Origin of the sequence: Curtobacterium sp. MCLR17_055 (genome assembly GCF_003234305.1) — a bacterium.
Lineage (GTDB): Bacteria > Actinomycetota > Actinomycetes > Actinomycetales > Microbacteriaceae > Curtobacterium > Curtobacterium flaccumfaciens.
In genome coordinates this window covers 332,207-356,359 of sequence record NZ_QKSX01000001.1, presented here as the reverse complement: position 1 = coordinate 356,359, position 24,153 = coordinate 332,207, and the positions used below count along the sequence as shown (strand labels likewise).

Here is a 24,153-nt window from a genome sequence, read left to right as displayed (position 1 = left end):
GAGCGCTGACCCGACCGAGCGCTGACCAGGCGGCGCCACGTGCGCGCCCGCCTCAGACCGGCGGTCGACCGCCCACGAAGCCGAGTGCCCGCGCGGCGACCCGGGTGCCCTCGCGGGCTGCCGCACCGACGCGGACCGGATCCGTCGCCCACGCACGGACGAACCCCGCGACGAAGGCGTCCCCCGCCCCGATGGTGTCGACGACGGTCGCCGGTGTCGCGGGGACCCGGTGGACGCTGCGGCCCCGGCGCCCGATGAGCGCGCCGTCGGCCCCGGCCGTGACGACGACCAGCGGGACGTGCTCGGTCAGCCGCCGCACTGCGGCGTCGAGGTCGTCACCCCCGGCGAGGGCGAGCGCCTCGTGCTGGTCGGGGAAGAGCACGTCGACGCCCCGCAGGGCTTCGAGGAACCGGTCGGCACCGATCGTCTCGATCACCGCCACCGACGAGGGGTCCACCGCCACGCGCGCCGGGCCGGTCCGGGCGCACGCCACGAGGTCGGCGAGCCGGTCGGCTCCCCCGCCGAGCATGGCGGCCCCGGTCAGGTGCACGATGTCGGCGCGGGCGACCACCGACGGCGGGACGTCTGCGGCGCTGATCTTCCCGCTCGCGGCGGGGTCGGACATCGCGGTGCGACCGTGGTCGTTGCGGACCGAGACGACGACCCCGGTGGACGTCATCGCGTCGTAGCGCAGGTGGGCGCGGACCCCGGCGTCCTCGAGCGCGCGCTCGTGGCGGTACACGTCGTCGACCCCGACCCGGGCGACGACGTCGACCTCGGCCCCGAGCCAGCCGAGCCACGTGGCCGTGTTGCCACCGGCACCGGTCGGCCGGTGGCGGATCTCCGCAGCGGGGTCGTGCATCCCGATCCGGTGTGCGGTGGTGTGCACGAGGACGCCGTCCAGGACGTCGCCGACGACCAGGAAGCGTTTTCCGGCGCCGCGACGACGGCCCGCGACCACCCGTCCGGCGCGGGTCCCCTCGGGCCGTGACGGCGGCAGAGCGCCCTCGTACGGCATGGACATCCGCAACAGTCTACCCGGAGCCGAGTTTTTCTCCGTTTCTATCGGTGAAAACGGAGGTTTCGCGGAGAGATCGCACACAACGACCAATGGTGTCACTGATATACCGGCTGCTAGTATGTGGGCGGTCGCGCGACCACCGCCCCGACGACGGAGATGCCATGCCCAGGAAGCCCGACCCCACCCGCAAACCCGCGATCCTCGAGAAGGTCGTCGACCACTTCGTCGAGACCAAGATCGAGGACGTCACGGTCCGGGGCCTCGGCCGCGTGCTCGGGACGAGCGCCTACCCGGTCGTCTACCACTTCGGCTCCCGCGACGCCCTGATCGACTCCGTCGTCGAGCACCTCGCGACCTCGCACCGAGCGCCCGCGCTCGACCCGGCCGCCGACACGGACGCCCTCGCCGACCACCTGGTCGCGACCTTCGGCGGGCTCGACGACCCGCACCGTGCGCTGGCCGCACGGCTCACCTTCGAACTCGGGTCGGTCGAGTCCCTCGACGGGCGTGACCGGCAGCGCCGCGCGCACCGCTGCCAGGTCGCCGCCGTCCGGGCCTGGTGCCGAGCACACGGCGCCGACCCCGTCCTCGCCGAACGCGCGGCCCAGCACACGGTCCTGGCCGCCCGCGGAGCCCAGTGGGGCGCGCTCGTCGACGGCGCGCACACCGACGCCGACGCTGCACTGCGTCGCATCGCCCACGACCTGGCAGCCAGCACGGCCGCCGCAGACCGCGTGCGCTGAGCGCACACGCGAACGCGATCGCGGACCGCTCGCGTACCCGGCGACGGGACACGGCGACGGCGCACGGCCCGGAACGTGACCCGGACCACGAACGGGAGGCACGGTGCCAGCTGGCACCGTGCCTCCCGTTCGTCAGGTGGTCACCGTGGTGACCCGCCGACGCGGATCAGAGCGTGACGAACCGCTGCGACTTCGCGTTCTCGAAACGAGCGGCGACGTTCTCCCAGTCGACGATGTTCCAGACGGCCTTGACGTAGTCCGCCTTGACGTTCAGGTAGTCGAGGTAGAAGGCGTGCTCCCACATGTCGAGCATGAAGATCGGGACGAGGCCGAACGGGATGTTTCCCTGCTGGTCGAAGAGCTGGAACGTGGTGAGCTTCTGGCCCACGGTGTCCCAGGCCAGCACGGACCAGCCGGAGCCCTGGATGCCGTTCGCGACGGCGGCGAACTGCGCCTGGAACTTCTCGAACGAACCGAAGAACTCGTCGATCGCCGCGGCGAGCTCGCCTTCGGGGACCTTCGTGTCCGGGCCGAGGTTGGTCCAGAAGATCGAGTGGTTCACGTGGCCACCGAGGTGGAACGCGAGGTCCTTCTCGAGCTTGTTGATCGCGCCGAAGTTGCCCGACTCACGGGCCTCACCGAGCTGCTGCAGCGCGGTGTTGGCACCGGTCACGTAGGCCTGGTGGTGCTTGTCGTGGTGCAGCTGCATGATCTTGCCGCTGATGTGCGGCTCGAGCGCGGCGTAGTCGTACGGCAGTTCCGGCAGGGTGTACTCAGCCATGTGAGGTCCTTTCGATCAGTGGGTTGTGGACGCGGCTCCGCGGCTCACGAGAGCCGGGAACGATCGGTGAGGGAGTGGAATTCCCGGTTGTGGTAGACCAGCGGCTCGCCGCGGTCGGCACCGACGATGATGTCGAGCACCTCGGCCACGACGACGGTCGAGCTGCCGATGGGCGTCGTCGACAGCGGTCGGCAGCGGAGCGCACTCGCCGCACTCGGCAGGTAGCGGTCGCCGGACGGCAGGGTGCCCCAGATCGGGTCGTCGGCGGCCGGGCTGCCGGTCGAGGCGAAGCGCTTCGCCAGTGCGACCCCGAGGGAGTCGACCAGGTGCACGACGAACAGCGGCGCACCGAGCACGACCCCGGCCGAGCCGGAGTTCGTCGAGAGCGAGAAAACGAGGACGGGCGGGTCGACGGCGACGCTCGCGACGCTCGAGGCGGTGAGGCCGGTCGGTCCGTCGGGGCCTTCGGCCGTGATGACGGCGACGCCGGCAGGGTGCCCGCGGAAGGCGGACTTGTACGCGTCGGCGATGGTTGCCGGTGCTTCGTCGGGCATGGTGATCGTGGTCGTTCCTTCGGGAGGGGCTGCCGTCACTCGGCGGCTGCCACCCAACGTATGACCTGAACCCTGGTTGAGGTCAACGATTCACAGGTTCGGGCGTGGCCGGGCGCGCCGTGGCGGGCACTTCGTGAACAGGAACGGTCGGGTCACGCACGGCGACCCGACCATTCCTGCTCACGAAGCGAAGCGCAGCTCGGCCGCTCAGCGGCGCTTGAGCATGACGAGCGCACCCGCGGCCGCCACGACCATGAGCACCGCGGCGACGCCCGCCGTGATCGTCACGCCGGAGTCGAAGGCCGCCCGCGCCGACTCGAGCAGCACCTGCCCGGCGCTGCCGCCGAGCTGGCCCGCAGCGGCGACCGCGCCGCCGAGGGTCTCCTGCGCCGCGACGTGCGCCGCCGAGGACAACCCGTCGGGGACCACGACGTGCGCCCGGTAGGTCGTCGCCAGGATCGTCCCGAGCACCGCGGTGCCGAGCACGGCGCCGATCTCGTACGCCGTCTCGGACATCGCCGACGCCGCGCCCGCCTTGTCCGCCGGTGCCGTCGAGATGATGAGGTCGTTCGTCACCGTCTCGGACGCCCCGATCCCGATGCCGAGCAGCACGAACGCGAACGCCAGGGCGGCGATGGAGGCGTGGTGTCCGAGGACCGCGACCAGGGCGTACGCCGCCGCCGAGAACAGCAGCGCGACCGACACGACCCAGCGCGGTGCGACGCGCGCCACGATCGGCACGACCGCGAGCCCGGCGACGATGGTCAGGACCGACCCCGGGATGAGCACGACGCCGGATGCGAACGGGTCGAGCCCGGCCACGAGCTGCAGGTGCTGGGCGATGAAGAACAGGAACCCGGTGAGCGAGAACATCGCCGCCAGGTTCATCAGCACACTGCCGGTGAAGGCCGTGCTGCGGAACAGGCGCAGGTCGAGCATCGGCGTGCGGGACCGCAGCTGCCGACGGACGAACGCGATGCCGCAGACGACTCCGACCGCGAGCATGGCGATCGCGAGGCCGCGCTCCTCGGGGTGCACGACCGACTTGATCGCCCAGGCGATCGGTGCGAGGGCGCCGAGGGACAGGAACATGCTCGGCAGGTCGACCGGCCCGGGCATCGGGTCACGGGACTCCGGCACGCAGAACGGCACGCCGACGAGCATGAGCACGAGGATCGGCACCGCGACCAGGAACACGCTGCCCCAGTGGAAGTGCGCGAGCAGCGCGCCGCCGACGAGCGGCCCGAGCGCGTTGCCGGCCGCGAACATCGTCGACCAGACGGCGAGCGCCATCCGCCGCTCCCCCGCGTCCACGAACACGTTGCGGATGATCGACAGCGTCGCGGGCATGAGCATCGCGCCGAACACGCCCATCGCGATCCGGGCCGCGACGAGCATCCACGCGTCGGTCGCGAACGCCGCGGCCACCGAGAACAGGGCGAAGCCGGTCGCACCGATCACCAGGATCCGCCGACGGCCGATGCGGTCACCGATGCTGCCCATCACGACGAGCAGGCCGGCGAGCACCAGCGGGTACGCGTCCACGATCCAGAGCTGCGTGGTCGCGTCCGGGTTCAGCGCGCGGCTGATCGACGGCAGCGCGAAGCTCAGGATGGTGTTGTCGACCGAGATGAGCAGGACCGGCAGCATGAGCACGGCGAGCGCGAGGAACCGTCGGGCGCGGCTCCCGGTGACGCGGGTGGCGACGGGGCTGGTGAGCAGTGCGGACACGGCGGACTCCTGGGACTTCGAGCCGGACCAGGTCGACGGCGGGTGGTACGTGGGGCAGACGAGACGGGACGCGGGATGGACACGCGCCCCGTCAGGACTCCGTTAGTGTACCGTCCGGACGGTTTTGGTTGCAAATGCAACTGACGACGGCCGGGAGGCCCGTGCCGGTCCCGCCACGGGCCTTGCGTCGGTCCACTGGTCGCGTCGTCGGGCCTACGCCGATTCGCGGAGCAGCAAGCGGTGTCGCACCGTGCGCTCGACGGCCGCGCCCGAGCGCGGCAGCTCGCCCGCGAGCATGCCGAGCGCCAGGTCGAGGGCCTGGCCGGCGACCTCGTCGAGGTCGACGGCCAGCGTGGTGAGCGTCGGCGCGACGAGCGTCCCGAGCGGCAGGCCGTCGACGCCGACCACGCGGACGTCACCGGGGACGTCGACGCCGGCACGACGACAGGCCGACAGCACGCCGAGCGCCAGCACGTCGTTGAACGCCAGGACCGCGTCCACCCGGCGGTGCTCGGCGAGGATCCGTTCGGTCCGTTCGGCACCGGCCTCTGCGGTGGGCGCGGACGCGACGACGAGGTCGGGCAGGTACCCGCGACGCCGGAGTGCCGCGACCATGTGTTCCCCGCGCTGGCTCGGTACGCCGTCGGCGGCGGCGTCGAGCACGACGGGGTGCTTCACCCCGACGTCGACGAGGTGGTCGGCGAGGTCCTCGATCGCGGCGGTCGGGTCGATCCGGACCGCGGCGCGGGTCACCGGCCCCGAGGGGTCGAGCTCGACGACCGGGACCGAGCCGAGCCGTTCGATCCACTCCGGGGCGCGGGACCCGAGGTAGCCGATCACGACGTCGGTCTGGGCACCGAGGGACTCCACCATCCGGTCCGAGTCGCTCGCGAGCCCGACGTCGGCGAGCATGACGTTCCACCCGCGGGCGGCGGCCAGGCCGAGCACCGCGGAGGCGAGTGCCGGTGCGTAGGGGTTCCGCAGGTCGTTGACGACGAGCCCGAGCTGGTGGTCGCCACCCGTGACGAGCCCGCGGCCGAACCGTGACGGACGGTAGTCGAGCGCAGCCGCGGCCTGGAGCACGCGGTCCTTGGTCGCCGCGCTGATGCCGGACATGCCGTTCATCGCGCGGGTGACGGTCTGCCGGGACACCCCGGCGGCCGCGGCGACGTCGATGATCGTCGCGCGGCCGCCCGGGGTCAGGCGCGGAGGTCCAGCCATGCCACCTGTTCCGGGGAGAGGTCGACGGAGAGGCCGGTCATGGACGACCGGGCCTCCGCGATCGTACGGGGTCCGAAGAGCGGGAACGTCGGGAACGGCTGGTTGAGCACGTACGCCAGGGCGATCGCCGTCGCGGGCACGCCGAACTGCTCGCCGAGCTCCCGCGCACGCCGGAGCCGCTCGAAGTTGTCGTCCGAGTAGTAGCAGCGGACGAGTTCGGCGTCGCTGGTGTCCTCGGGCGTCGCGCGGCCGGTGAAGAAGCCGCGGGCCTGCGACGACCACGGCAGCAGCGGGACCTGGCGTTCCTCCAGCCAGGCCTTCGATGCCGCATCGGTCGCGTGTTCGCAGCCGTCCCACGGCACGTCGTACGCCTCGGCGAGACCGAAGTGGTTGCTGAGCACCTCGAACCCGTGCTTGCCGTTGGCCCGTGCGTAGGCGTTCGCCTCGTCGAACCGTGCGGGGGTCCAGTTCGAGCCGCCGTAGACGCGGATGCGCCCGGCCCGGCGGTGTTCGTCGAGCACGTCGACGAACTCCCCCACCGGGATGTCGGGGTTGTCGCGGTGCATCATGTAGATGTCCGCGTAGTCGGTGCCCTGGCGCTCGAGGCTCTCGAGCAGCTGCCGGGTGATCGACTCCGGGTCACAGTGCGGGGTGTGGGCGCCCTTCGTGATGACGACCACGTCCTCGCGGATCCCCCGGTTCTGGATCCACCTGCCGAGCCGTCCTTCGAGCACACCGCCGCCGTAGATGTAGCCGGTGTCGAAGACGTTGCCGCCCTGCTCGACGAACAGGTCGAAGATCGCGCTGGCGTGTGCCAGGTCGGGCTGGTTGTCGACGCCCATCACCAGGCGGGACATCCGCTTGCCGACGCCCGGCACCTCGCCGTAGCGCATCGGGTTGCCGTCCTGCACGATGAGCGGTCGGCCGGACACCGTCGGGATGTCGGCGGTCTCGGCCTCGAAGGGGTAGCGCAGGCCGATCGCCGCGCGCCACCTGTCGAGCGTGCGGGCGGTGGCGAGGGTCTCGTCGATGGTCATCTGCGCCGCCTCGACCGCACCGGCACGAAGTGCGTCGGTGGTGGCGTCGGCTTCTCGGGCGTAGGGGTGCTCACCCGCGAACGACATCGAGCGAGGGGGTTCGTCGACGGTGTGGATCTCGATGGTGGGATCGTCGCCCAGGGTCCACGGGTCGGTGAGCACGATGCGACCGCGCGAGCCGTACACCGACACGGCGTTGTCGTCCTGCACGAAGACGCCGGTCCGGACCGTCGCCGTGATCCCGCCCCGGTAGGTGAGCTGCGCGACCGTCCACTCGTCGACCCCGGTCGGCCCGAGCGTGCCCGTGGCGGTGAGGTCCACCGGCTCGGCGACGGCGACCCCGGTGGCGGCCTGCACGATCGCCGCGGCCATCGTCACCGGGTACCCGCCGACGTCGAGGATCCCGCCGCCGGCGGTGTCGACGTCGAACAGGCGACCGGTGCGCTCACCCGTCCGGAACGCGAACGAGGCGTCGACGTGGGTCACGTCGCCGATCACGCCGTCGCGGATCAGGTCGAGCAGTGCCGCGGTCTGCGGGTGGAAGCGGTACATGAACGCCTCGACGAGCGGCAGGCCGGCCTGGCGCGCAGCATCGGTGAGTGCCATCGCGGTGCCGTGGTTCACGGCGAGGGGCTTCTCGCACAGGACGGCCTTGCCGGCCTCGAGTGCGGCGAGCACGAGCCGGGCGTGACCGGTGTGCACGGTCGACACGTAGACGGCGTCCACCCGCGGGTCGGCGAGGACCTCGTCGTAGGTCCCGGCGGTCACGTCCGTGAACCCGAACCCGGCGGCCTCGTCGGCGAAGACCTGCGCCCGCTCGGCGGACGAACTGCCGGCTGCGACCAGGACGCCCCCGCTGGCGGGCAGCTGCGAGAGGAAGCGTCGGGCGATGCTGCCGGGGCCGAGGACGGCCCACCCGGGGCGGTCGGTGGTGGTCGAGGTCGGGGTGGTGGCGGTGTTCGCCGTCTGCGCTGACATGCGGATCCTTGTCGTCTCGTGAACCTTCACGGTCGGCTCGACGCTAGCGGGCTCGAGAGCGATCGGCAATGGTCCTGCGGCAATTCGTGAGCGTTCACGGCGGCGGCGGAGGAGCCGGCGTCCGCGACCCCCGGAACTGCTCCTAGACTCTGGGCATGGCCAGTGCCCGCGACCGCGTCCTCGACAGCTTCGTCGCCATCGTGTGCGAGGAAGGCGAGCGTCCCGCCACGCTCGACGCCGTCGCCGCGCGCGCCGGTGTCTCGAAGGGCGGCCTGCTCTACCACTTCGGTTCCAAGGCCGCGCTGGTCGAGGGGCTCTGCGAACGCCTGTCCGACCTGTCCGCGATCGACGTCGAGCGCATGCAGGACGCCGAGGACGGTGCCGCGCGCTACTTCGTCCGCAACTGCCTGTTCGTCGGCAGCGAGCTGGACCTCGCCCTGCTCGCCGCGAGCCGCCTGCAGCAGGCCGGCTACGAAGAGGCCGGACGCACCCTCGACGACACGGAGAACGCCTGGCTCGCGACCCTCGTCGACGCCCTCGGCGACGAGCCGACCGCGCAGGCCGTCAAGCTCCTCGGCGACGGGCTGTACCACCAGGCCTCGCTCGGTGCCGCGAGCGAGGTGCGACCGAAGCGGGGCAGCGTCGACATGGAGACCCTGCTCACCGTCGTCGACCGTCTGATCGCGACGCGACCCGGAGCGTGAACCGGCACACCCCCGGCTGGGGATAGACTGGGGAACGATCCACTCGTCGACACCCGGAGGTATCCCGTGGGCCGCGTCATCGCCGCTGTTTTCTCGATCCTGCTGCTGCTGGTGTCGATGTACCTGTTCGGGTTCGCCTTCCAGGTCGAGTCGGGCCAGGCCTTCGTCTTCATGGCCGGCGTGCTCCTGATGAGCCTCTCCTTCTTCCTGCCGATCCACGTGTTCGGCAAGCGCTAGCCAGCAGGCACTGCCGCGAGCCAGCAAGCATCGCCGCTGGCCAGCAAGCACTGATCAGCACACACAGAACGGCCCCGCACCTCACCGGTGCGGGGCCGTTCTGTGTGGCGTGTCCGGCGCCTCAGACCGGGAGGCGCAGGGACCGCAGCGTCACCGCGGTGCTGATCGCCGCGTGTGCGGCCTCGGCGCCCTTGTCCTCCTTGGAGTCGGGCAGCCCGGCTCGGTCGAGCCCCTGCTGCTCGTCGTCCAGCGTGAGCACGCCGAACCCGACGGGCTTGCCGGTGTCGATCGCGACCTGCGTCAGGCCGCTCGTCGCAGCACCCGAGACGTACTCGAAGTGCGGGGTACCGCCGCGGATGATGACGCCGAGCGCGACCGCCGCGTCGAAACCGGCCTCGAGCGCGGTCTTCGCGACCACGGGCAGCTCGAAGCTGCCGGGAACGGGGATGACCTCGGCCGTCGCCCCGAGCCGCTCGACCTCGCGCTGTGCGCCGGCCAGCAGGCCCGCGGCGATGGTGTCGTGCCACTGTCCGGCGATGACGGCCACCCGGATCCCGGTGCCGTCGACCTGGTCGCGGTCCGCCGCGCCTGCTCCGCTCATCGTGTCGTTCCTTCCGTGGGCGCTGCGGTCGCTGCCGCCGCCCGGTCTGCCGCGTCCAGCCACTCGGCGAGCGCGGCGATGGTGATGACGGGCACGCCCTCGCGTGCCCCGAGTGCGACGAGCGCCGGCAGCCGCATCATGCTGCCGTCCTCGTCGACGATCTCGCAGATCGCCGCAGCGGGCCGGAGCCCGGCTGCTGTGACGAGCTCGATCGCTGCTTCGGTGTGCCCGGCGCGCTCCCGGACCCCGCCCGGTCGTGCGCGCAGGGGCACCACGTGTCCGGGTCGGTGCAGGTCGTCGCGCACCGAGGTCGGGTCGGCGAGGACCCGCAGCGTACGGGCACGGTCATGAGCGCTGATGCCGGTGGTCACACCGACGGCGGCGTCGACGGTGACCGTGTAGGCCGTGCCGCGGACGTCCTCGTTGTGCGCCACCATCGGCGGCAGGTCGAGGGCGTCGGCGATCTCGGTGCTGAGCGGCGCGCAGATGAACCCGGACGAGTGCGCGACGGTCCACGCGATCCACTCCGGCGAGGCGAGCTCGGCGGACAGGATGACGTCACCCTCGTTCTCGCGGTCCTCGTCGTCGACGACGATCACCGGACGACCGGCGGCGATCGACGCGATCGCGGCCTCGATGCTCGACAACCCGAGTGCCTGCGGGACGGCACCGGCCTCGGCGACCATCACCGGGCCTCCGATCCGACGGTCTCGAGCGACTGCGCCGCGGCGTCGAGCCGCAGCATGCGGCGGACGTGCCGTGCCAGGACGTCGGTCTCGACGTTCACCCGGTCACCCGGCACGCGGAGCCCGAGCGTCGTCGCCTCGAGCGTCTCGGGGATCAGGCTCACCTCGAACCAGGCCGCGTCGGGCGCGGTGTCCTCGGGCGAGACCGCGCTGACCGTGAGCGAGACGCCGTCGAGCGCGATCGAGCCCTTGTCGACCACGAGCGGGCTGAGTGCGGGCGCGAGCGAGAACCGCACGCGTCGCCAGCCGTCACCGTCGGCCGTCTCGAGCACCGTGGCGGTGCCGTCGATGTGGCCCTGCACGATGTGCCCGCCCAGGCGGTCGCCGACCGAGGCGGCGCGCTCGAGGTTCAGGCGGTCACCCACCCGGAGTGCACCGTGGGCGCTCATGTCGAGGGTCTGCTTCATGACGAAGGCGGTGAAGGTCTCGGGGGTCTGCTCGACGACGGTCAGGCAGACACCACTCGTCGCGATCGAGTCGCCGTGCCGGGCGTCCTGCACGACGACGGGGCCGTGGACGGTGAGCGCGACGGAGTCGCCCTGCTGCTCGACGGCGGTGACGGTGCCGAGTTCCTCGATGATGCCGGTGAACACTGGTGTCCTCTCAACGGGACTCCGGGGGCGTTCGACGATCGTCGGCATCGACGGACGGGTCGCACCCCACGGGTCGTGGGGTCGTCCTGTCCGCCCAGCGCGCCTCCCATCCGGACTTTCACCGTCGGTCCCGGAATCCCACCGGGTCAACCTCTGTCGGGTTCGCACCCGTCATCAGTTCGTGGACTGTCACCACCGGCTCGGAATTACACCGACCCCGGAGCGCTTGCGTAGTCGGAACGATACCCCAGGCCGCTGACGGCCGCGCCACGGTGGCAGCGCCGCCGTAACCGGACGTCTCCCCGGGCGCGGTGAGCACGTGGCGCCCGCGGTGTCCGGCGCCCGCGTCCGGCGTCCGGCGTCCGCACTGCGACGATGCACGAGTCGATCGACGAGCGGTCCGTCGGAACATGCACACGCATCCGATGCGCCGACATGTTCCGACAGGACATCCGTCGATCCTCCGGTGTTCTGTCGTGGAACGCGCACGCCCCTCCGGGCATGGTGACGAGGGGCGCCACGGTGTGACGCCCCTCGATCACCCGCCGGTCAGTGCCGACGACGGAGCACGAGCGCGCCCGCTCCGGCGAGGAGCAGCAGGAGCGCGAACCCGGCGGGCAGGACCGGCGAGCCGGCTCCCGTGTAGGCGAGCTCCGGCTGGCCGTCACCGGCCGCGGCGGCTGACGCGACGGTCCCGGCGCTGGTGCGGACCCCGCTGGTGGCAGCGGTCGTGGTGGTAACCACACCCGCAGTGGAGGCCCGGGTCGGCTCGACGACGTCGACCACGCCCACCGGGATGGTCACCGTACCGGGCGTGGTGCCGGTGTCGATGCCCGTCCCGTCGGTGGGGACGGTGCCCGGGTCGGTACCGGGGTCCGTACCGGGGTCGGTACCGGGGTCCGTGCCCGGGTCGGTACCGGGGTCCGTGCCCGGGTCCGTGCCCGGGTCGGTCCCGGGGTTCGTGCCGGTGCCGGGGGTGGAGCTGGTGCCGTCACCGACGATGCCGATCCCGTTGCCGCCGATCGTGATCGGCAGGCTGATCACCGGGGTGACCTGGGTGCCGGAGAGCAGGCCGCCGTCGCCGGAGGTCGAACCGCCGGTCGTCGGGGTCGTGGTGCCGGTGGCCGGAGCCGTGGCGCCGCCGGTGCTCGTGCCGTCACCGAGGACGCCGATGCCGTTGCCACCGATCGTCACCGGGACGTCGACGACCGGGGACACCTGCGTGCCCGAAGCCGTGCCGTCCGAACCCGAGGTCGAACCACCGGCCGCCGGGGTCGTCGTGCCGGTGGCCGGAGCCGTGGCGCCGCCGGTGCTCGTGCCGTCACCGAGGACGCCGATACCGTTGCCACCGATCGTCACCGGGACGTCGACGACCGGGGACACCTGCGTGCCCGAAGCCGTGCCGTCCGAACCAGAGGTCGAACCACCGGCCGCCGGAGCAGTTCCGGTACCCGTACCCGCGGGCGCCGTGCCCGTCGCGGTCCCGTCACCGAGCACCCCGATGCCGTTGTCCGCCACCGTGACCGGGATCGAGACGACCGGCGACACCTGCGTGCCCGAAGCCGTGCCGTCCGAACCAGAGGTCGAACCGCCGGCCGCCGGAGCAGTTCCGGTACCCGTACCCGCGGCGGGCGCCGTGCCCGTCGCGGTTCCGTCACCGAGGACACCGATGCCGTTGCCACCGATCGTCACCGGGACGTCGACCAGACCGGTCACCTGGATGCCGGAGAGCAGTCCGTCGGTGCCCGAGGTGGTGGGCGCCGACGGGGCTTCGGCAGCCGGCGCCGGTGTCGCCGCCGTCGGGGCGGTCGACGTCGAGGTGCCGTCACCGAGGACGCCGATCCCGTTGCCGGAGACCGTCACGGGGACGGTCAAGGCCGGAGCGACCTGGGTGCCGGAGGCCGTGCCGTCCTCGCCCGAGGTGCTCGGAGCGGAAGCGGCAGGAGCGGCAGGAGCCGGAGCGGGGGCAGCAGGCGCCGGAGCCGGAGCCGGTGCTGCAGGCGCCGGAGCTGCCGCGGGTGCGGGTGCGGCGGCCGAGACCGCGTCACCGGCGACGGCCACGGCGTTGCCACCGACCGCCACCGGGGCCGCGACGTCCGGCACCACCTGGGTGCCCGAGAGCGTGCCGTCCTGGCCCGAGGTGCTGGGGGCAGGAGCGGTCGTGGCCGGAGCAGTCGCCGGAGCGGCGGGCGTGGACCCCGTCGCCGTCGACACCGCGTCGCCGAGCACGGCGATCGCGTTGCCGCCGAGGGACACCGGGGCGTCGACGGCGGGGGCCACCTGGGTGCCCGAGACGGTGCCGTCGGCACCGGATGTCGTGGCCGCGTTCGCCGCAGCCGTGCCGCCGAGCGTGAGCCCGCCGACGAAGAGGGCGAACCAGAGCCCTCTGGAGACGTACTTGTTCATGGTCGTACTCCCTGATCGAGATCGTCACCGACCGCGGACGCAGCCGGGATGTGTGCGTGCCTGCCGTGGCGGACAGGCGCACCGATCTCAGTCAGGGGCGACGTCGTGCTCGCCGACGACCGATCCGGGGACCGCGTCGTCGGAGAGCGTGCCGCGAGACCCCGCGGCGAGGGAGACGATGTCGTCGGTCGAGCCGACGATGCCGACGGCTGCTGCGCCGCCGGAGGTCGAGGAGGCACTGCCACCGAGCACGCCGGCGTCGGCTCCGTCGAACGGGAGCCCGTGGCCCTCGCCGTCCGCGGGGACGAGCAGCGCGTGTCCGCCGAGGGTCGCGTCCTGCGGCTCGACGGCCGGGACGACCGGGCCGGCCGTGGCCGTCGTGGCGGCTGCGGCGAGCGGCTCCGACGGGCGGAGTCCGGCTGCGCGGTCGCCCACGGCATCGGCGGCGAGGCGCGCGGGTGCGGGTGCGGGTGCGGCGGGCACCGTGGCGCCCTGCGGGGCGACGGTTCCGGGCCGGACGGGTGCGTTCGCGACCGGCACCGACGGGACGGGCCCGGCGGACGGGTTCGAACCGCCGCCCACCGGGAGCGCGGGGACGTCGACGACGGGGGCCGTGCCTCCTGGCAGGGTGCCGCCGACGGACGGGACGACGCCCTCGACCACGTCGGGGACGGTGCCCACGGTCGTGCCGACCGAGCCGAGCGTGTCGTCGACCAGGCCCGCGACCGGGCCGGTGACGGTGCCGAGCGTGTCGTCGCCGAGGACCGTGCCGACCACCGGGACGCCGCCGACCACGTCGTCGACGGTGTCGACGACGGCGGTCACGGGGCGCGCGTCCGTGACGCGTTCCACGGTGCCGGTGACGGGGCGCAGGACGTTCGCGACGGTGTCGGTGACCGGCCGGGAGGCGCTGCTCACCTGGTCGACGACCTGTCGCACCGGGCGCGTGGCCGGGTGGGCCGCAGGGGCGGTCGTGGAGGGCTCGGCAGCCGGTGTGGTCGCGACCGGAGCAGGGCTCGACGGCGCGGGGGCTGCGGGAGCCGGAGCGGGGGCTGCGGGTGCCGGTGCGGGCGCTGCGGGCACCGGAGCAGGTGCGGGCGCGGGGGCCGGAGCGGGCGCAGCAGGTGCGGGTGCAGGTGCCACGGCCTTGCGGACGGGATCCGTCACGCCGCCGACGACCTTGCCGACTTCACCGGTCACGCCCTGCACGGTGCCGCCGACGCCGTCGACGACGCTACCGACGAGTCCGCGCTGCTCGGTCGGTGCGGCGGAGGTCGTCGCGGCGGAGGCCGGTCGCGCGCCGAGGAGCAGGGACAGCAGCACGAGGGCGGCGAGGGTCCCGACGCCCAGCAGGACGATGCGGAGTGCGGCGCGCCAGGGTGCGCGCAACGGGTGGTCCATGCGCTCACCTCCTGATCTCGGCTGCGCACGTAGAGTGGTTGACCGGCAATGTACGCCGATCCGGTCCGGAACACACCCTGTTTCGGAAGAAATTCTCAGGAAGGGCCGTCCGTGGTCTCGATCTTCAACGCTCCGACCCGCAACCTGGACATCGTCACGCTGCACGAGATCCTGCGGCTCCGCCAGGACGTCTTCGTCGTCGAGCAGGAGGCCGCGTACGGCGACATCGACGGCCGTGACCTCGAGCCCGGCACCGTGCAGTTCTGGACCGGCAACGGTTCGGTGGACGCGACGCTCCGCCTGCTCCGCGAGCCCGACGGCACCGAGCGCATCGGCCGGGTCGCCACCGCGAAGCACGCCCGCGGCCAGGGCCTCGGCGCGCAGCTCATGGAGGCCGCGATCGTCGAGTCGCGCTCGCCGAGCATCGCCCTCGGCGCCCAGTCGCACCTGGAGCAGTGGTACGGCCGCTTCGGCTTCGTGCGCTCGGGCGACGAGTACCTGGAGGACCGCATCCCGCACATCCCGATGACCCGGAAGCGCTGACCCGGGTTCCGCGCGTCAGGCCCGCCAGCGCCGGAGTTCGTCGAAGGAGCGGCCCTGGGTGGCCCGGTCGGCGACGAGGCGTTCGAACACGATGTTCGTCTGCGTCGTCGCCACGGAGGGGTCACCGCTGAGCTCGTCGGCCACGAAGTCCCGGAGCTGCTCGGTCGACTCGCACGCGATGTGCACGAGGAAGTCCTTGTCCCCCGCCAGGAACGAAACGTCCTGCACGACAGGCACCCGCAGGAGGCGCTTGGCGAAGTCCCGCAGTTCGTGGCGGGCCGCGGCGTGCACCCGGACGGACACCATCGCCTCGATCGAGAACCCGAGCCGGGCGACGTCCACCTCGGCTCGGTAGCCGCGGATCACCCCGGCGTCCTCGAGCGCACGGACCCGTGCCAGGCAGGTCGACGGCGCGATGCCGACGGCGGCCGCGAGCCGGTTGTTCGGGATCCGGGCATCGGCCGACAGCGTCCAGAGGATGCGCTCGTCGACCTCGTCGAGGCGCGGAGCGGGGTCGGGGCGACGTGCGGGACGGTCGGACACGCCTCGACGCTACCGCGACGGCGCGAGCAGGGCGCGGAGGGCGTCCTCGAGCGCGGCCGACACGACGGCGTCGTCGGCGGATGCCAGCGGTTCCACCGCGGTGGACTGCCGGAGCATCGACATCCCGAGCACCACCGCCAGCGCGATCTCGGCACGGACGAGCAGTTCCTCGGCCCCGGCGCCGCCGACCGTACCCGCGAGCCGTTCGGCGTACCGGCGCAGCGTCTCTCGGCGGATGGCATCGGCGCCGTCGTCGCCGGAGGACCGGAGCAGGAGCATCAGCTGCAGGGAGTCGTCGTCGGTCGGGGCGCGCACGATGTGCGTGATGATGCCGGTCAGCGCCCGTTCGAGGCCCTGCTGGCTCGTCTCCTCGGCTCCGAGGTCGCGCACGACGCGGTCGAGACAGGCGCGGAAGAGCCCCTCCTTCGAACCGAAGTACCGGTTGATCAGGGCGACGTTCACCCCGGCGTCCCCGGCGATGTCGCGGACGGTCGTCGCGCGGTACCCGTCGAAGGCGAACCGACGCCGGGCGGCCTGCACGAGCAGGAGTCGGGTGGCCGCGGCGTCCTTGCTCATGGAGCGCAGCCTACCTGTCCTCACAGGGATGTAAGCAAGCGTTGACATGCCCTCTCGAACGCGTACGCTCGTCATGTCAGCAATTGTTTACATCGACGACCACGACGACACGGAGCACGATGACCGACACCATGCAGAGCCCGCGGACCGGCTCGCACCCCACCACCGACGGACGCCGTCCGAACAGCACGGCGATCATCGTCTACCTGTCCCTCGGCGGCCTGTCCTTCGCGGTCCTGCAGTCGCTGGTCGCCCCGGCGCTCTCGACCATCGGGCAGGACCTCGGCGCCTCCACCAGTGCGACGAGCTGGGTGCTCACCGCGTACCTGCTCTCCGCCTCGGTGCTCACGCCGATCCTCGGTCGCCTCGGCGACATGATCGGCAAGCGCAAGGTCCTGATCGTCGTGCTGTCGATCCTGCTCGTCGGCGCCGTGCTCGCCGCCCTCGCCCCGAACCTCGGCGTGCTGATCGTCGGGCGCGCGCTGCAGGGTGCCGCCGGAGCCGTGATGCCGCTGTCGATCGGCATCGTCCGTGACGAGCTGCCGAAGGAGAAGGTCAGCGTCACGATCGGTCTGCTGTCGGCGATCTTCGGCATCGGCGCCGGTGTCGGCATCGTCGCGGCCGGGCCCATCGTCGAGCACCTGTCCTGGCACTGGCTGTTCTGGCTCCCCGCCGTGCTCGTCGTCATCGCCCTGCTCGGTGCGGTCTTCGGCATGCCGGAGTCCCCGGTGCGGAAGCCCGGTCGCCTGGACATGGCCGGCACGTTCGTCCTCGCGGTGTCGCTCGTCGCCATCCTGCTCGCCGTCAGCGAGGGCGAGACCTGGGGCTGGGGCGACGGCAAGACCATCGGTCTGCTGGTCCTCGGCGCCGTCGCACTGGTCGTGTTCGTCCTGGTCGAGCTCCGGGTCGCCGAGCCGCTCATCGACGTCCGGCTCTTCGCGGTCCGTGGCGTCTGGACCGCCCACGTCGTCGCACTCGTCTTCGGGTTCGCGATGTTCGGCACCTTCGTCCTCGTGCCGACGCTGCTGCAGCTCCCGACGGCGCTCGGCTACGGCTTCGGCAAGGACGTCACCCAGGCCGGTCTCTTCCTGCTGCCGACCGTCGTGATGATGGTCGTCGCCGGGCCGATCGCGGGCATCCTGGTGCGCAAGGTCGGCCCGAAGCCGCCGATGCTCATCGGCGGGTTCGCCATCGTCGCCGCGTTCGTGCTGCCGGCGATCGCACACGCCGAGCTGTGGCAGGTGGTGGCCTCCGGCGTCCTGACCGGCATCGGCATCGGCATGGCCCTCGCCGCCTGCTCGAACGCGATCATCGAGAGCGTCCCCGCGAACCAGACCGGTGAGGCCATCAGCGCCAACACGGTCGTCCGGACCATCGGCTCGAGCGTCGGCACCGCAGTCATCGCCGCGCTGATCACCTCGCACAGCACGCCGCAGGGACTGCCCACCGACGACGCCTTCACCATCGGGTTCTGGGCGTGCACCGGTGTGGCGGTCGTGGCCGTGCTCGCCGCCGTCGCCGCGCCGTCGATGCGTGCCCGCCGCGCAGCGGCCGCCGCCCGTGGGATCGACGACCTCGAGGAGGTCGCCGAGTAGGGCCGTGTGCCCGACCACCCGGGAGGCCCGTCCAGCGTCGACGACGCGGGGCGGGCCTCCCGTCCGTTGCGCAACCTGGGAACGCACCGGGCGCACGCGAGTCAGCGTGACGATCATCGGACCGGTCGCGTCCTGTCAGGGGACGCGGACCGCCGCGCCCGGACAGGAGACCCCATGAGCAGCACCGACCACGACGACACCACCGCTCCCGGACGGCCGTCGTTCCGCGACACCGTGACCGCCGGACTCGTGCAGAAGGCCCTCGAGCCGGTGCTGCGCGCCGTGCGCGAGGAGGTCGCCTCGGCGCGGCGCGAGATCGGCGAGCGCGCGAGCGGTGTGAAGACCGGGCTGGTGCTCACCGGGGTGGCCGTCGGGTTCGCCCTGACGACCCTGGTCGCGCTGGCCGGCTTCGCAGTGGCGCTGCTCACCCTGGCGCTGCCGCTGTGGGCGGCCACCGGGATCACCTTCGTCGTGTTCGCGATCGTGACCGCGATCCTGTTCGTCGTCGGCCTGCGCGGGATCCGGCGGGGTGTGCCGCCGGTGCCGAAGGACACGATCCAGGCGGCGAAGCAGCGGGTGACGCACGCGGCGGACGCCCCGACGGACAGCGCCGCGCGCGACTGACGGACCCGACGGACCTGCTGCGGGGGCCGCGACCGCCAGCGCTCGCTCCGCTACATCGCCAGGGTCATGCCGACCACCACGACGGTCATCGCGAAGACCTCGCCGCTGCGGACGGCCCGCCGGTCCTCGCGGCCCCACTCGTACCGGAGCAGCCAGCCGCTGAACGCGCAGTAGCCGATCACGCCGGCGCCGAGCACCGCGGACAGGGCGATGCCGTGCCCCGCGTGGTCGCCGGCGACGCCCGAGGCGTGGCCCATCAGCAGCATCCCCGCCATCACGACGGCGGACAGCGCGCGGTGGACGTCCATCGGCTCCGCGCGGCGACCGTCGGCGCGGCGGCGACGCATCACGGGCAACGGCGCGAGCAGGAGCAGGAGGGTCGCGGCGAACAGGGTCCACACCGCTCCGGCGTCGACGACGGGCATGAGCATCGCGACGAGCATCACGCCCGCCGGCACGATCACGCCCGGCCGCGGTCGGTAGCGGTCACCGACGATGCAGCACACGGACGCGAACTGCGGCACGACGAGCATGGCGTCGGCGACGGTCTCGTGCACGTGGGGCGTCCTCGGTGCGGCGGAGTGGTGCGGGGTGGGGTCAGTCCTCGGCGCGGGCAGCGGCCTTGGCGGCGCGCTCCTGCTTCACGCGGGCGTTCTCGGCGTGGACGGCGGCCTGCGTCGCACGCTCGCGGACGAGCCACTCGGGCTTCTGCTCGAGCAGCGTCTTGATGTCCGCCGTCGTCAGGGCGTCGTCGATCCCCGCACGGCTCAGGCCGGAGATGGAGATGCCGAGCTTCTGCGCCACGACGGGTCGCGGGTGCGGGCCGTCGCGTCGGAGGTCCTCGAGCCAGGTCGGGGGTTCGGTGCGGAGCTCGTCGAAGGCGGTCCGCGTGAGGGGAGCGCTCTGGAAGGACTCCGGAGCCGCCGTCAGCAAGATGCCGAGCTTCTTCGCAGCCGTCTCGGGCTTCATGGTCTGTTCCTGCGCCATGAGGACAAGGGTACGGCCCCTATGCTCGTCTGCATGACCGCGGCTCTCACCATCGCCTTCGTGCCGGGGGTCTCCCCCGCAAAGTGGGCCCGTGTCTGGCGGGAACGCTTCCCCTCCGTCGAGCTCCGGCTGCGGCCGATCGGCGCCGACGACGTCGACGACACGCTGGCCGGCGAGGCCGACATGGCCTTCGCACGCATGCCCGTGTCCGAGCAGCACAACGCCATCCCGCTCTGGACCGAGACCGCCGTCGTCGCGATGCCCAAGGACTCCCCCCTCGCCGAACTCGCCGAGGTCGACCTCGCCGACGCCGAGGTCCACGTGATCGACGCCGGCCCGGTGCCCGCCGACATCGACGGATCGCTCGACCTGGTCGAGGCGAACGTCGGCGTCGTCGTGCTGCCCCAGTCACTGTTCCGCGCCGCCAGCCGCAAGGACCTGGTCGGTCGTCCGCTCATGGACGCCGAGGGCACGCGCATCGCGCTGGTCTGGCGGGACGAGGACGCCACCGAGACCACCGAGGAGTTCATCGGCGTGGTGCGCGGGCGGACCGCCAACAGTTCGCGCCAGCCAGGAGGCCCGGATCGCGACGCCGACGACGACTCGCGTCCGGCTCGTGGCGGTGCCAAGGCAGGGCCGGGTGCCAAGGGCTCGTCCAGCGGGTCGGGTGGGTCCGGCGGGTCGGGTGCGTCGGGTTCCAAGGGCGGCGCCGCGGGCGCCGGCGGCAAGGCCAAGGCGAAGTCGCCCGGCAGCGGCAAGTCCGGCGCCGGCAAGAAGTCGAACACCGGCAAGGGGCCGACACCCGGACGCGGCAAGATGCGCGGGAAGCCGAGCCGGGGTTCCAAGGGCAACCGATGACGGACACGCGGCTGGCACCGATGCCGGCCACGCGCCTCCCGGCCTGGCTCCAGCGCACGATGGCCGAGTACGTCGAGTCGCGGATGCAGGCGGGCGAGACCCGCGAGCAGGCCGAGGCGAACGAGCAGCAGTCACGGGACCGCTGGTTCCCGGGCGGGTCCCCCGCTGACGGGCACCTCGTGTGGGACGTCACCGACCAGGACGACACCGTCATCGGGTACCTGTGGATCGGACCGCTCACGCCGGGCAGCACCGACTGGTGGGTGTTCAACGTCGAGATCGACGAGGCACACCGGCGCCGCGGGCACGCACGGCGGGCGCTCGAGCTCGGGCACCGGGTCGCTGCGGAACACGGCGCGACGAGCATCGGGCTGAACGTGTTCGGCTACAACACCGGGGCGCAGGAGCTCTACGCGGCGCTCGGGTACCAGGTGACGTCGGCGCAGATGCGGAAGCCGCTGGTCTAGCGCGCGGCGGCCGCGCGGCGGCTGCTGCTGCTGCTGCGGCTGCTCGGGTCACAACACCCCGCGTGCATGGTCCCGAGCGGTCACGAAGTGTCGACTGGCCGCGCCCGGAACGACGTGTCGTGACCACTCGGCGGAGGCCAGCGGGGATTCGTGACCGAGTGAAGGTCCGCGTCAGCGCAGGACGGCTGCGGCGGCCCGGGTCACCCTCGCGCCGCGCGACTCCTCGGCTGCTGCGCGGGCCCGGGTGACGACGACGGCGTCGGCGCGTTCGGCCGATCCGTGGTCGAACGGCGGGTGCGGGTCGTACTCGATCTGCAACTGGATCGCCTCGGCCGCGGGCTGTCCAGCGAGCTCGGCGGCGAGCCACAGCGCCATGTCGATGCCCGCGCTCACCCCGGCGGCGGTGACGACGGCACCGTCCCTTGCGATCCGGGCGTCCACCGGCTGCGCGCCGAAGGCCTCGAGCATCGGCTTCGAGGCCCAGTGGGTGGTCGCGCGTCTGCCGGCGAGCAGCCCGGCGGCGCCGAGCACGAAGGCGCCGGTGCACACCGAGGTGATCCACGTCGCGTGCTCGGCCTGGCGCCGCACGAAGGCCACGACGTCCGGGTCGAGCATCGCGTCGAAGGCACCGTCACCTCCCGGCACCACGAGCACGTCCGCGGGGCCTGCATCCCTGATCGTCACGGTGGGGACGAGCGCCAAGCCGCAGTCGCTCGGCACCGGGTCGAGCGTCGCCGCGACGTACTCGACGCGTGCGCCGGGCACGCGGCTGAGGACCTGCGCCGGACCGGTCAGGTCGAGCTGGGTCAGGTGCGGGAACAGCAGGAACGCGATCCGGATGTCGTCGGCCATGTCGTGACCATAGTCCCGGCGTTCTCGTTCTCGTTCTCGGGCCTGCTCGTGTCCGTGGGCGGGGCTCAGCTTGGCTGGGCTTGCCCGTCAGCTCCAGACGCCGGAGGTCCCGCGCCGGTGGCTGCCCATCAGGTGGGTGTCGACGATGCCGAGCGCTTCCATCAGGGCGTACATCGTGGTCGGCCCGACGAAGGCGAAGCCGCGCTTCCGCAGCGCCTTCGACAGGGCGAGGGATTCATCGGACTTCGTCGGGACCTCGGCGGAGGACCGAGGCTCGGGCGTGGTCGCCGGCCGGAACGACCACACGAAGTCGGCGAGCCCGCCGTCCTGCCGCAGGGCGATCGTGGCGTTCGCGTTGGTGATCGTCGCGAGGATCTTCGCGCGGTTCCGGACGATCCCGGCGTCGGCCATGAGCCGTGCGACGTCGTCCTCGCCGAAGGCTGCGACAGTGTCGGCGTCGAAGTCCGCGAAGGCGGCCCGGAACGCCGGTCGTTTCGCGAGGATCGTGCGCCACGACAGACCGGACTGGAACGCCTCGAGCGAGAGCCGCTCGAACACCCCGCGTTCGTCGCGGACGGGCATGCCCCACTCGCCGTCGTAGTACTCGCGGAGGAGCTCGTCCGACGACGCCCAGACCGGCCGGGCGAGGCCGTCGTCGCCGGTGACGAGGTCGGGCACGGGCGGGGCGTCGACGGGCTCGGTGCTCATGCGACCATCCTGGCGGGCGCCGCCGACAGCCGATCACTCACTCGGCGGGCGGGCCGTCCTGCGTCGCCTGCTCGTCCATCCACACGTACTCCCAGCGGTGTCCGTCCGGGTCGGTGAAGCTCCGCTGGTACATGAAGCCGAGGTCCATCTCCGGGCGGTCTTCGATGCCGCCGGCAGCGACCGCGGCGTCGACGACGCGGTGGACGTCCTCCTTCGACGGGGCGCTGAGTGAGTTGATGACCTCGATCGTGTCGGCGTCGGCGATCGTCTTGTCCGTGAACTCGGCGAACTTCGCTGTCGTCAGGATCATGACGGAGATCGTGTCGGACACCACCACGCACGCCGCGGTGTCGTCGCTGAACGCCGGGTTGATCGAGTACCCGAGCGCCTCGTAGAACGCCTTCGAGCGCTCGAGGTCCGTGACGGGCAGGTTGATGAAGACCATCGTGTCCATGGCGGTTCCTTTCGTCACGCTCAACCTGGACCCACTCGGTCCAGCGCGCAACCGTTTCGTGGGGGAACCAACCGGTACACAATATGCTGGTTGGATGCGGGCGTACGTGGACGAGTCAGAACCCGGCGGTGGACGGGACCACACCGCGTACGTCCTCGCGGCGGTGATCATCTCAGTCTCGATCAGCGACGCCGCGCGTGCTGACGTCCGAGCGGCGACTCCGAGGCGGATGCGGAAGCTGCACTGGTACGAGGCGCTGCCGAGCCAGCGCATCTCGTGGCTCGATCTCCTCCGGCATGCGGTGGCCGTCATCGTGGTCCGGTACGACGGCGCCGTGGCACGGACGGAACGTCGGCGAAGACGGTGCATCGAACGCCTCGTGCACGAACTGGAGCTGCGAAAGGTCGGGCACGTGGTCCTCGAGACACGCGGACCCGCTCGGGACAAGGATGACCGAGCAATGTTCGATGCGCTCCGCGATCGTGGAGTCGGTCACGGAGTGCGGTTCGAGCACCTCAACCCGTCCGAGGAGCCGCTCCTCGCGTTGGCTGACATCGCCTGCGGGGCTCATGTTGCCGGCCTCGCCGGAGATCACGGACTGTCGAGCCCGATCCTGGTCTCCTGACGGAAGCCCCGGAAAGCGCAAATCCTCGGGCCCGCGCTGGCTGCAGGACATCCGAGGATCACTTTCGACCGAGCAGCACCCGATCGACATATCAATGCTACCCGCAACGCTCGGCCCCGGTCAAGGCGCCGGCCGCCGCGGCCGGAAACGACGAAGTCGCTGTCGTCCGACAGCGACTTCGTCGTTCCGCGTCTGGCCGGGGACGCCCGACCCGAACGGCCTCAGGCCAGCTCGCGCCCCTCGCCCGCGGCACGCTGGTGCGACTCGGCCTCGGCCTGGCCGATGATGTCCTCGGCGGGCACCGGGTTCAGGCGGTCCCAGAGGAAGAACAGGCCGCCGCCGACGAGCAGCGAGATCCCGACCCACAGGTTGATGTGGATCCCGCCGGTCTTCTCGGGGTCGGTGTTCCAGTGCACGATGCCGACGATGGTCGTGATCACGCCGTAGAGCACGAACAGGCCGCCGAGGATGCGGCGCAGGTCGAGTCGGCGGGTGGAACGGACGAGGGCTGCCTTCTGCTCCTCGCTCATCGCGCCGGGGGTGGTGGTGTCACTCATGAGAAGTGGT

Annotated in this window: 28 protein-coding genes and 1 riboswitch; of the genes, 9 read left to right on the top strand and 19 right to left on the bottom strand. The window is 72.1% G+C overall.

What is annotated here, in order from left to right:
- Positions 1 to 52: 52 nt before the first annotated feature.
- Positions 53 to 1,024, bottom strand: coding sequence for a carbohydrate kinase family protein (locus tag DEJ09_RS01650; protein WP_111087430.1), 972 nt, complete (start codon positions 1,022 to 1,024; stop codon positions 53 to 55).
- Between the two features lie 158 nt (positions 1,025 to 1,182).
- Here DEJ09_RS01650 and DEJ09_RS01645 point away from each other — a divergent pair, with 158 nt between their 5' ends.
- On the top strand, positions 1,183 to 1,764 hold the full coding sequence (locus tag DEJ09_RS01645; protein WP_111087429.1) for a TetR/AcrR family transcriptional regulator: 582 nt from the start codon (positions 1,183 to 1,185) through the stop codon (positions 1,762 to 1,764).
- 166 nt (positions 1,765 to 1,930) lie between these two features.
- On the opposite strand, the gene DEJ09_RS01640 is transcribed toward DEJ09_RS01645, so the two are convergent.
- The 5 genes from DEJ09_RS01640 to DEJ09_RS01620 form a co-directional block, all read right to left on the bottom strand.
- Positions 1,931 to 2,545: a superoxide dismutase gene (locus DEJ09_RS01640; RefSeq protein ID WP_027466323.1), complete on the bottom strand. Its 615-nt coding sequence runs from the start codon at positions 2,543 to 2,545 to the stop codon at positions 1,931 to 1,933.
- A 44-nt stretch (positions 2,546 to 2,589) separates the two neighbouring features.
- Positions 2,590 to 3,099 carry a flavin reductase family protein gene (locus DEJ09_RS01635; RefSeq protein WP_027466322.1) on the bottom strand — a complete coding sequence of 170 codons (510 nt, stop codon included), beginning with the start codon at positions 3,097 to 3,099 and terminating at the stop codon, positions 2,590 to 2,592.
- A gap of 207 nt (positions 3,100 to 3,306) precedes the next feature.
- Positions 3,307 to 4,830, bottom strand: coding sequence for an MFS transporter (locus DEJ09_RS01630; RefSeq protein ID WP_027466321.1), 1,524 nt, complete (start codon positions 4,828 to 4,830; stop codon positions 3,307 to 3,309).
- A gap of 213 nt (positions 4,831 to 5,043) precedes the next feature.
- Positions 5,044 to 6,051, bottom strand: coding sequence for a LacI family DNA-binding transcriptional regulator (locus DEJ09_RS01625; protein ID WP_111032021.1), 1,008 nt, complete (start codon positions 6,049 to 6,051; stop codon positions 5,044 to 5,046).
- On the bottom strand, positions 6,030 to 8,066 hold the full coding sequence (locus DEJ09_RS01620) for an aldo/keto reductase (RefSeq protein WP_111087428.1): 2,037 nt from the start codon (positions 8,064 to 8,066) through the stop codon (positions 6,030 to 6,032). Before DEJ09_RS01620 ends, DEJ09_RS01625 begins: the two co-directional genes overlap by 22 nt.
- A 155-nt stretch (positions 8,067 to 8,221) precedes the next feature.
- Between DEJ09_RS01620 and DEJ09_RS01615 the strand changes: the two genes are divergently transcribed.
- Together DEJ09_RS01615 and DEJ09_RS18005 are read left to right on the top strand one after the other, a co-directional pair.
- The gene (locus tag DEJ09_RS01615) at positions 8,222 to 8,770 is read left to right on the top strand and encodes a TetR/AcrR family transcriptional regulator (RefSeq protein WP_071406283.1); all 549 of its coding nucleotides are present in this window, start codon (positions 8,222 to 8,224) and stop codon (positions 8,768 to 8,770) included.
- Between the two features lie 66 nt (positions 8,771 to 8,836).
- Positions 8,837 to 9,007: a hypothetical protein gene (locus DEJ09_RS18005; protein ID WP_017888559.1), complete on the top strand. Its 171-nt coding sequence runs from the start codon at positions 8,837 to 8,839 to the stop codon at positions 9,005 to 9,007.
- Between the two features lie 121 nt (positions 9,008 to 9,128).
- On the opposite strand, the gene ribH is transcribed toward DEJ09_RS18005, so the two are convergent.
- The 5 genes from ribH to DEJ09_RS18000 all read right to left on the bottom strand — a co-directional run bounded on the left by ribH (position 9,129) and on the right by DEJ09_RS18000 (position 14,754).
- Positions 9,129 to 9,608, bottom strand: a complete 480-nt coding sequence (gene ribH, locus DEJ09_RS01610; protein ID WP_071406282.1) for a 6,7-dimethyl-8-ribityllumazine synthase — start codon at positions 9,606 to 9,608, stop codon at positions 9,129 to 9,131.
- Positions 9,605 to 10,294 (bottom strand): 3,4-dihydroxy-2-butanone-4-phosphate synthase, encoded by a 690-nt coding sequence (gene ribB, locus DEJ09_RS01605; RefSeq protein ID WP_084741376.1) that lies wholly within the window; start codon positions 10,292 to 10,294, stop codon positions 9,605 to 9,607. The genes ribH and ribB overlap by 4 nt, the downstream gene beginning before the upstream one ends.
- On the bottom strand, positions 10,294 to 10,947 hold the full coding sequence (locus DEJ09_RS01600; protein ID WP_071247477.1) for a riboflavin synthase: 654 nt from the start codon (positions 10,945 to 10,947) through the stop codon (positions 10,294 to 10,296). The genes ribB and DEJ09_RS01600 overlap by 1 nt, the downstream gene beginning before the upstream one ends.
- A 94-nt stretch (positions 10,948 to 11,041) precedes the next feature.
- Positions 11,042 to 11,176: riboswitch (FMN riboswitch) on the bottom strand.
- A 320-nt stretch (positions 11,177 to 11,496) separates the two neighbouring features.
- Positions 11,497 to 13,353 carry a hypothetical protein gene (locus DEJ09_RS01595; RefSeq protein WP_111087427.1) on the bottom strand — a complete coding sequence of 619 codons (1,857 nt, stop codon included), beginning with the start codon at positions 13,351 to 13,353 and terminating at the stop codon, positions 11,497 to 11,499.
- Between the two features lie 87 nt (positions 13,354 to 13,440).
- A complete protein-coding gene (locus tag DEJ09_RS18000; protein WP_181433224.1) occupies positions 13,441 to 14,754 on the bottom strand; it encodes a hypothetical protein in 1,314 nt (437 codons plus the stop codon).
- 111 nt (positions 14,755 to 14,865) lie between these two features.
- Between DEJ09_RS18000 and DEJ09_RS01585 the strand changes: the two genes are divergently transcribed.
- Positions 14,866 to 15,297 carry a GNAT family N-acetyltransferase gene (locus DEJ09_RS01585; protein ID WP_111087426.1) on the top strand — a complete coding sequence of 144 codons (432 nt, stop codon included), beginning with the start codon at positions 14,866 to 14,868 and terminating at the stop codon, positions 15,295 to 15,297.
- Between the two features lie 15 nt (positions 15,298 to 15,312).
- Here the strand turns inward: DEJ09_RS01585 and DEJ09_RS01580 are convergent, their stop codons facing one another.
- Together DEJ09_RS01580 and DEJ09_RS01575 are read right to left on the bottom strand one after the other, a co-directional pair.
- Complete coding sequence (locus tag DEJ09_RS01580; RefSeq protein WP_027466312.1) at positions 15,313 to 15,840, bottom strand: Lrp/AsnC family transcriptional regulator; 528 nt, start codon at positions 15,838 to 15,840, stop codon at positions 15,313 to 15,315.
- 9 nt (positions 15,841 to 15,849) lie between these two features.
- Positions 15,850 to 16,416: a TetR/AcrR family transcriptional regulator gene (locus DEJ09_RS01575; RefSeq protein ID WP_111087425.1), complete on the bottom strand. Its 567-nt coding sequence runs from the start codon at positions 16,414 to 16,416 to the stop codon at positions 15,850 to 15,852.
- 119 nt (positions 16,417 to 16,535) lie between these two features.
- On the opposite strand from DEJ09_RS01575, the gene DEJ09_RS01570 reads away from it, so the two are divergent.
- Positions 16,536 to 18,011, top strand: a complete 1,476-nt coding sequence (locus tag DEJ09_RS01570) for an MFS transporter (protein ID WP_111054379.1) — start codon at positions 16,536 to 16,538, stop codon at positions 18,009 to 18,011.
- 174 nt (positions 18,012 to 18,185) lie between these two features.
- Positions 18,186 to 18,635: a phage holin family protein gene (locus DEJ09_RS01565; protein ID WP_111087424.1), complete on the top strand. Its 450-nt coding sequence runs from the start codon at positions 18,186 to 18,188 to the stop codon at positions 18,633 to 18,635.
- 50 nt (positions 18,636 to 18,685) lie between these two features.
- On the opposite strand, the gene DEJ09_RS01560 is transcribed toward DEJ09_RS01565, so the two are convergent.
- Positions 18,686 to 19,192, bottom strand: coding sequence for a hypothetical protein (locus DEJ09_RS01560; RefSeq protein WP_111087423.1), 507 nt, complete (start codon positions 19,190 to 19,192; stop codon positions 18,686 to 18,688).
- Between the two features lie 40 nt (positions 19,193 to 19,232).
- Positions 19,233 to 19,622 carry a DUF5997 family protein gene (locus tag DEJ09_RS01555; protein ID WP_017888549.1) on the bottom strand — a complete coding sequence of 130 codons (390 nt, stop codon included), beginning with the start codon at positions 19,620 to 19,622 and terminating at the stop codon, positions 19,233 to 19,235.
- Between the two features lie 33 nt (positions 19,623 to 19,655).
- Between DEJ09_RS01555 and DEJ09_RS01550 the strand changes: the two genes are divergently transcribed.
- Together DEJ09_RS01550 and DEJ09_RS01545 are read left to right on the top strand one after the other, a co-directional pair.
- On the top strand, positions 19,656 to 20,480 hold the full coding sequence (locus DEJ09_RS01550) for a LysR family transcriptional regulator substrate-binding protein (protein WP_181433223.1): 825 nt from the start codon (positions 19,656 to 19,658) through the stop codon (positions 20,478 to 20,480).
- A complete protein-coding gene (locus tag DEJ09_RS01545; RefSeq protein ID WP_111087421.1) occupies positions 20,477 to 20,947 on the top strand; it encodes a GNAT family N-acetyltransferase in 471 nt (156 codons plus the stop codon). Before DEJ09_RS01550 ends, DEJ09_RS01545 begins: the two co-directional genes overlap by 4 nt.
- A 171-nt stretch (positions 20,948 to 21,118) precedes the next feature.
- On the opposite strand, the gene DEJ09_RS01540 is transcribed toward DEJ09_RS01545, so the two are convergent.
- The 3 genes from DEJ09_RS01540 to DEJ09_RS01530 form a co-directional block, all read right to left on the bottom strand.
- A complete protein-coding gene (locus tag DEJ09_RS01540) occupies positions 21,119 to 21,799 on the bottom strand; it encodes a DJ-1/PfpI family protein (RefSeq protein ID WP_111087420.1) in 681 nt (226 codons plus the stop codon).
- An 87-nt stretch (positions 21,800 to 21,886) separates the two neighbouring features.
- Positions 21,887 to 22,507, bottom strand: coding sequence for a DNA-3-methyladenine glycosylase I (locus tag DEJ09_RS01535; RefSeq protein WP_111087419.1), 621 nt, complete (start codon positions 22,505 to 22,507; stop codon positions 21,887 to 21,889).
- A gap of 37 nt (positions 22,508 to 22,544) precedes the next feature.
- Positions 22,545 to 22,961 (bottom strand): VOC family protein, encoded by a 417-nt coding sequence (locus DEJ09_RS01530; protein ID WP_111087418.1) that lies wholly within the window; start codon positions 22,959 to 22,961, stop codon positions 22,545 to 22,547.
- Here DEJ09_RS01530 and DEJ09_RS01525 point away from each other — a divergent pair.
- Complete coding sequence (locus tag DEJ09_RS01525; RefSeq protein ID WP_146245651.1) at positions 22,942 to 23,586, top strand: DUF3800 domain-containing protein; 645 nt, start codon at positions 22,942 to 22,944, stop codon at positions 23,584 to 23,586. The genes DEJ09_RS01530 and DEJ09_RS01525 overlap by 20 nt on opposite strands.
- A 221-nt stretch (positions 23,587 to 23,807) precedes the next feature.
- On the opposite strand, the gene DEJ09_RS01520 is transcribed toward DEJ09_RS01525, so the two are convergent.
- Positions 23,808 to 24,143, bottom strand: coding sequence for a hypothetical protein (locus DEJ09_RS01520; protein WP_181433222.1), 336 nt, complete (start codon positions 24,141 to 24,143; stop codon positions 23,808 to 23,810).
- Between the last annotated feature and the right edge of the window lie 10 nt (positions 24,144 to 24,153).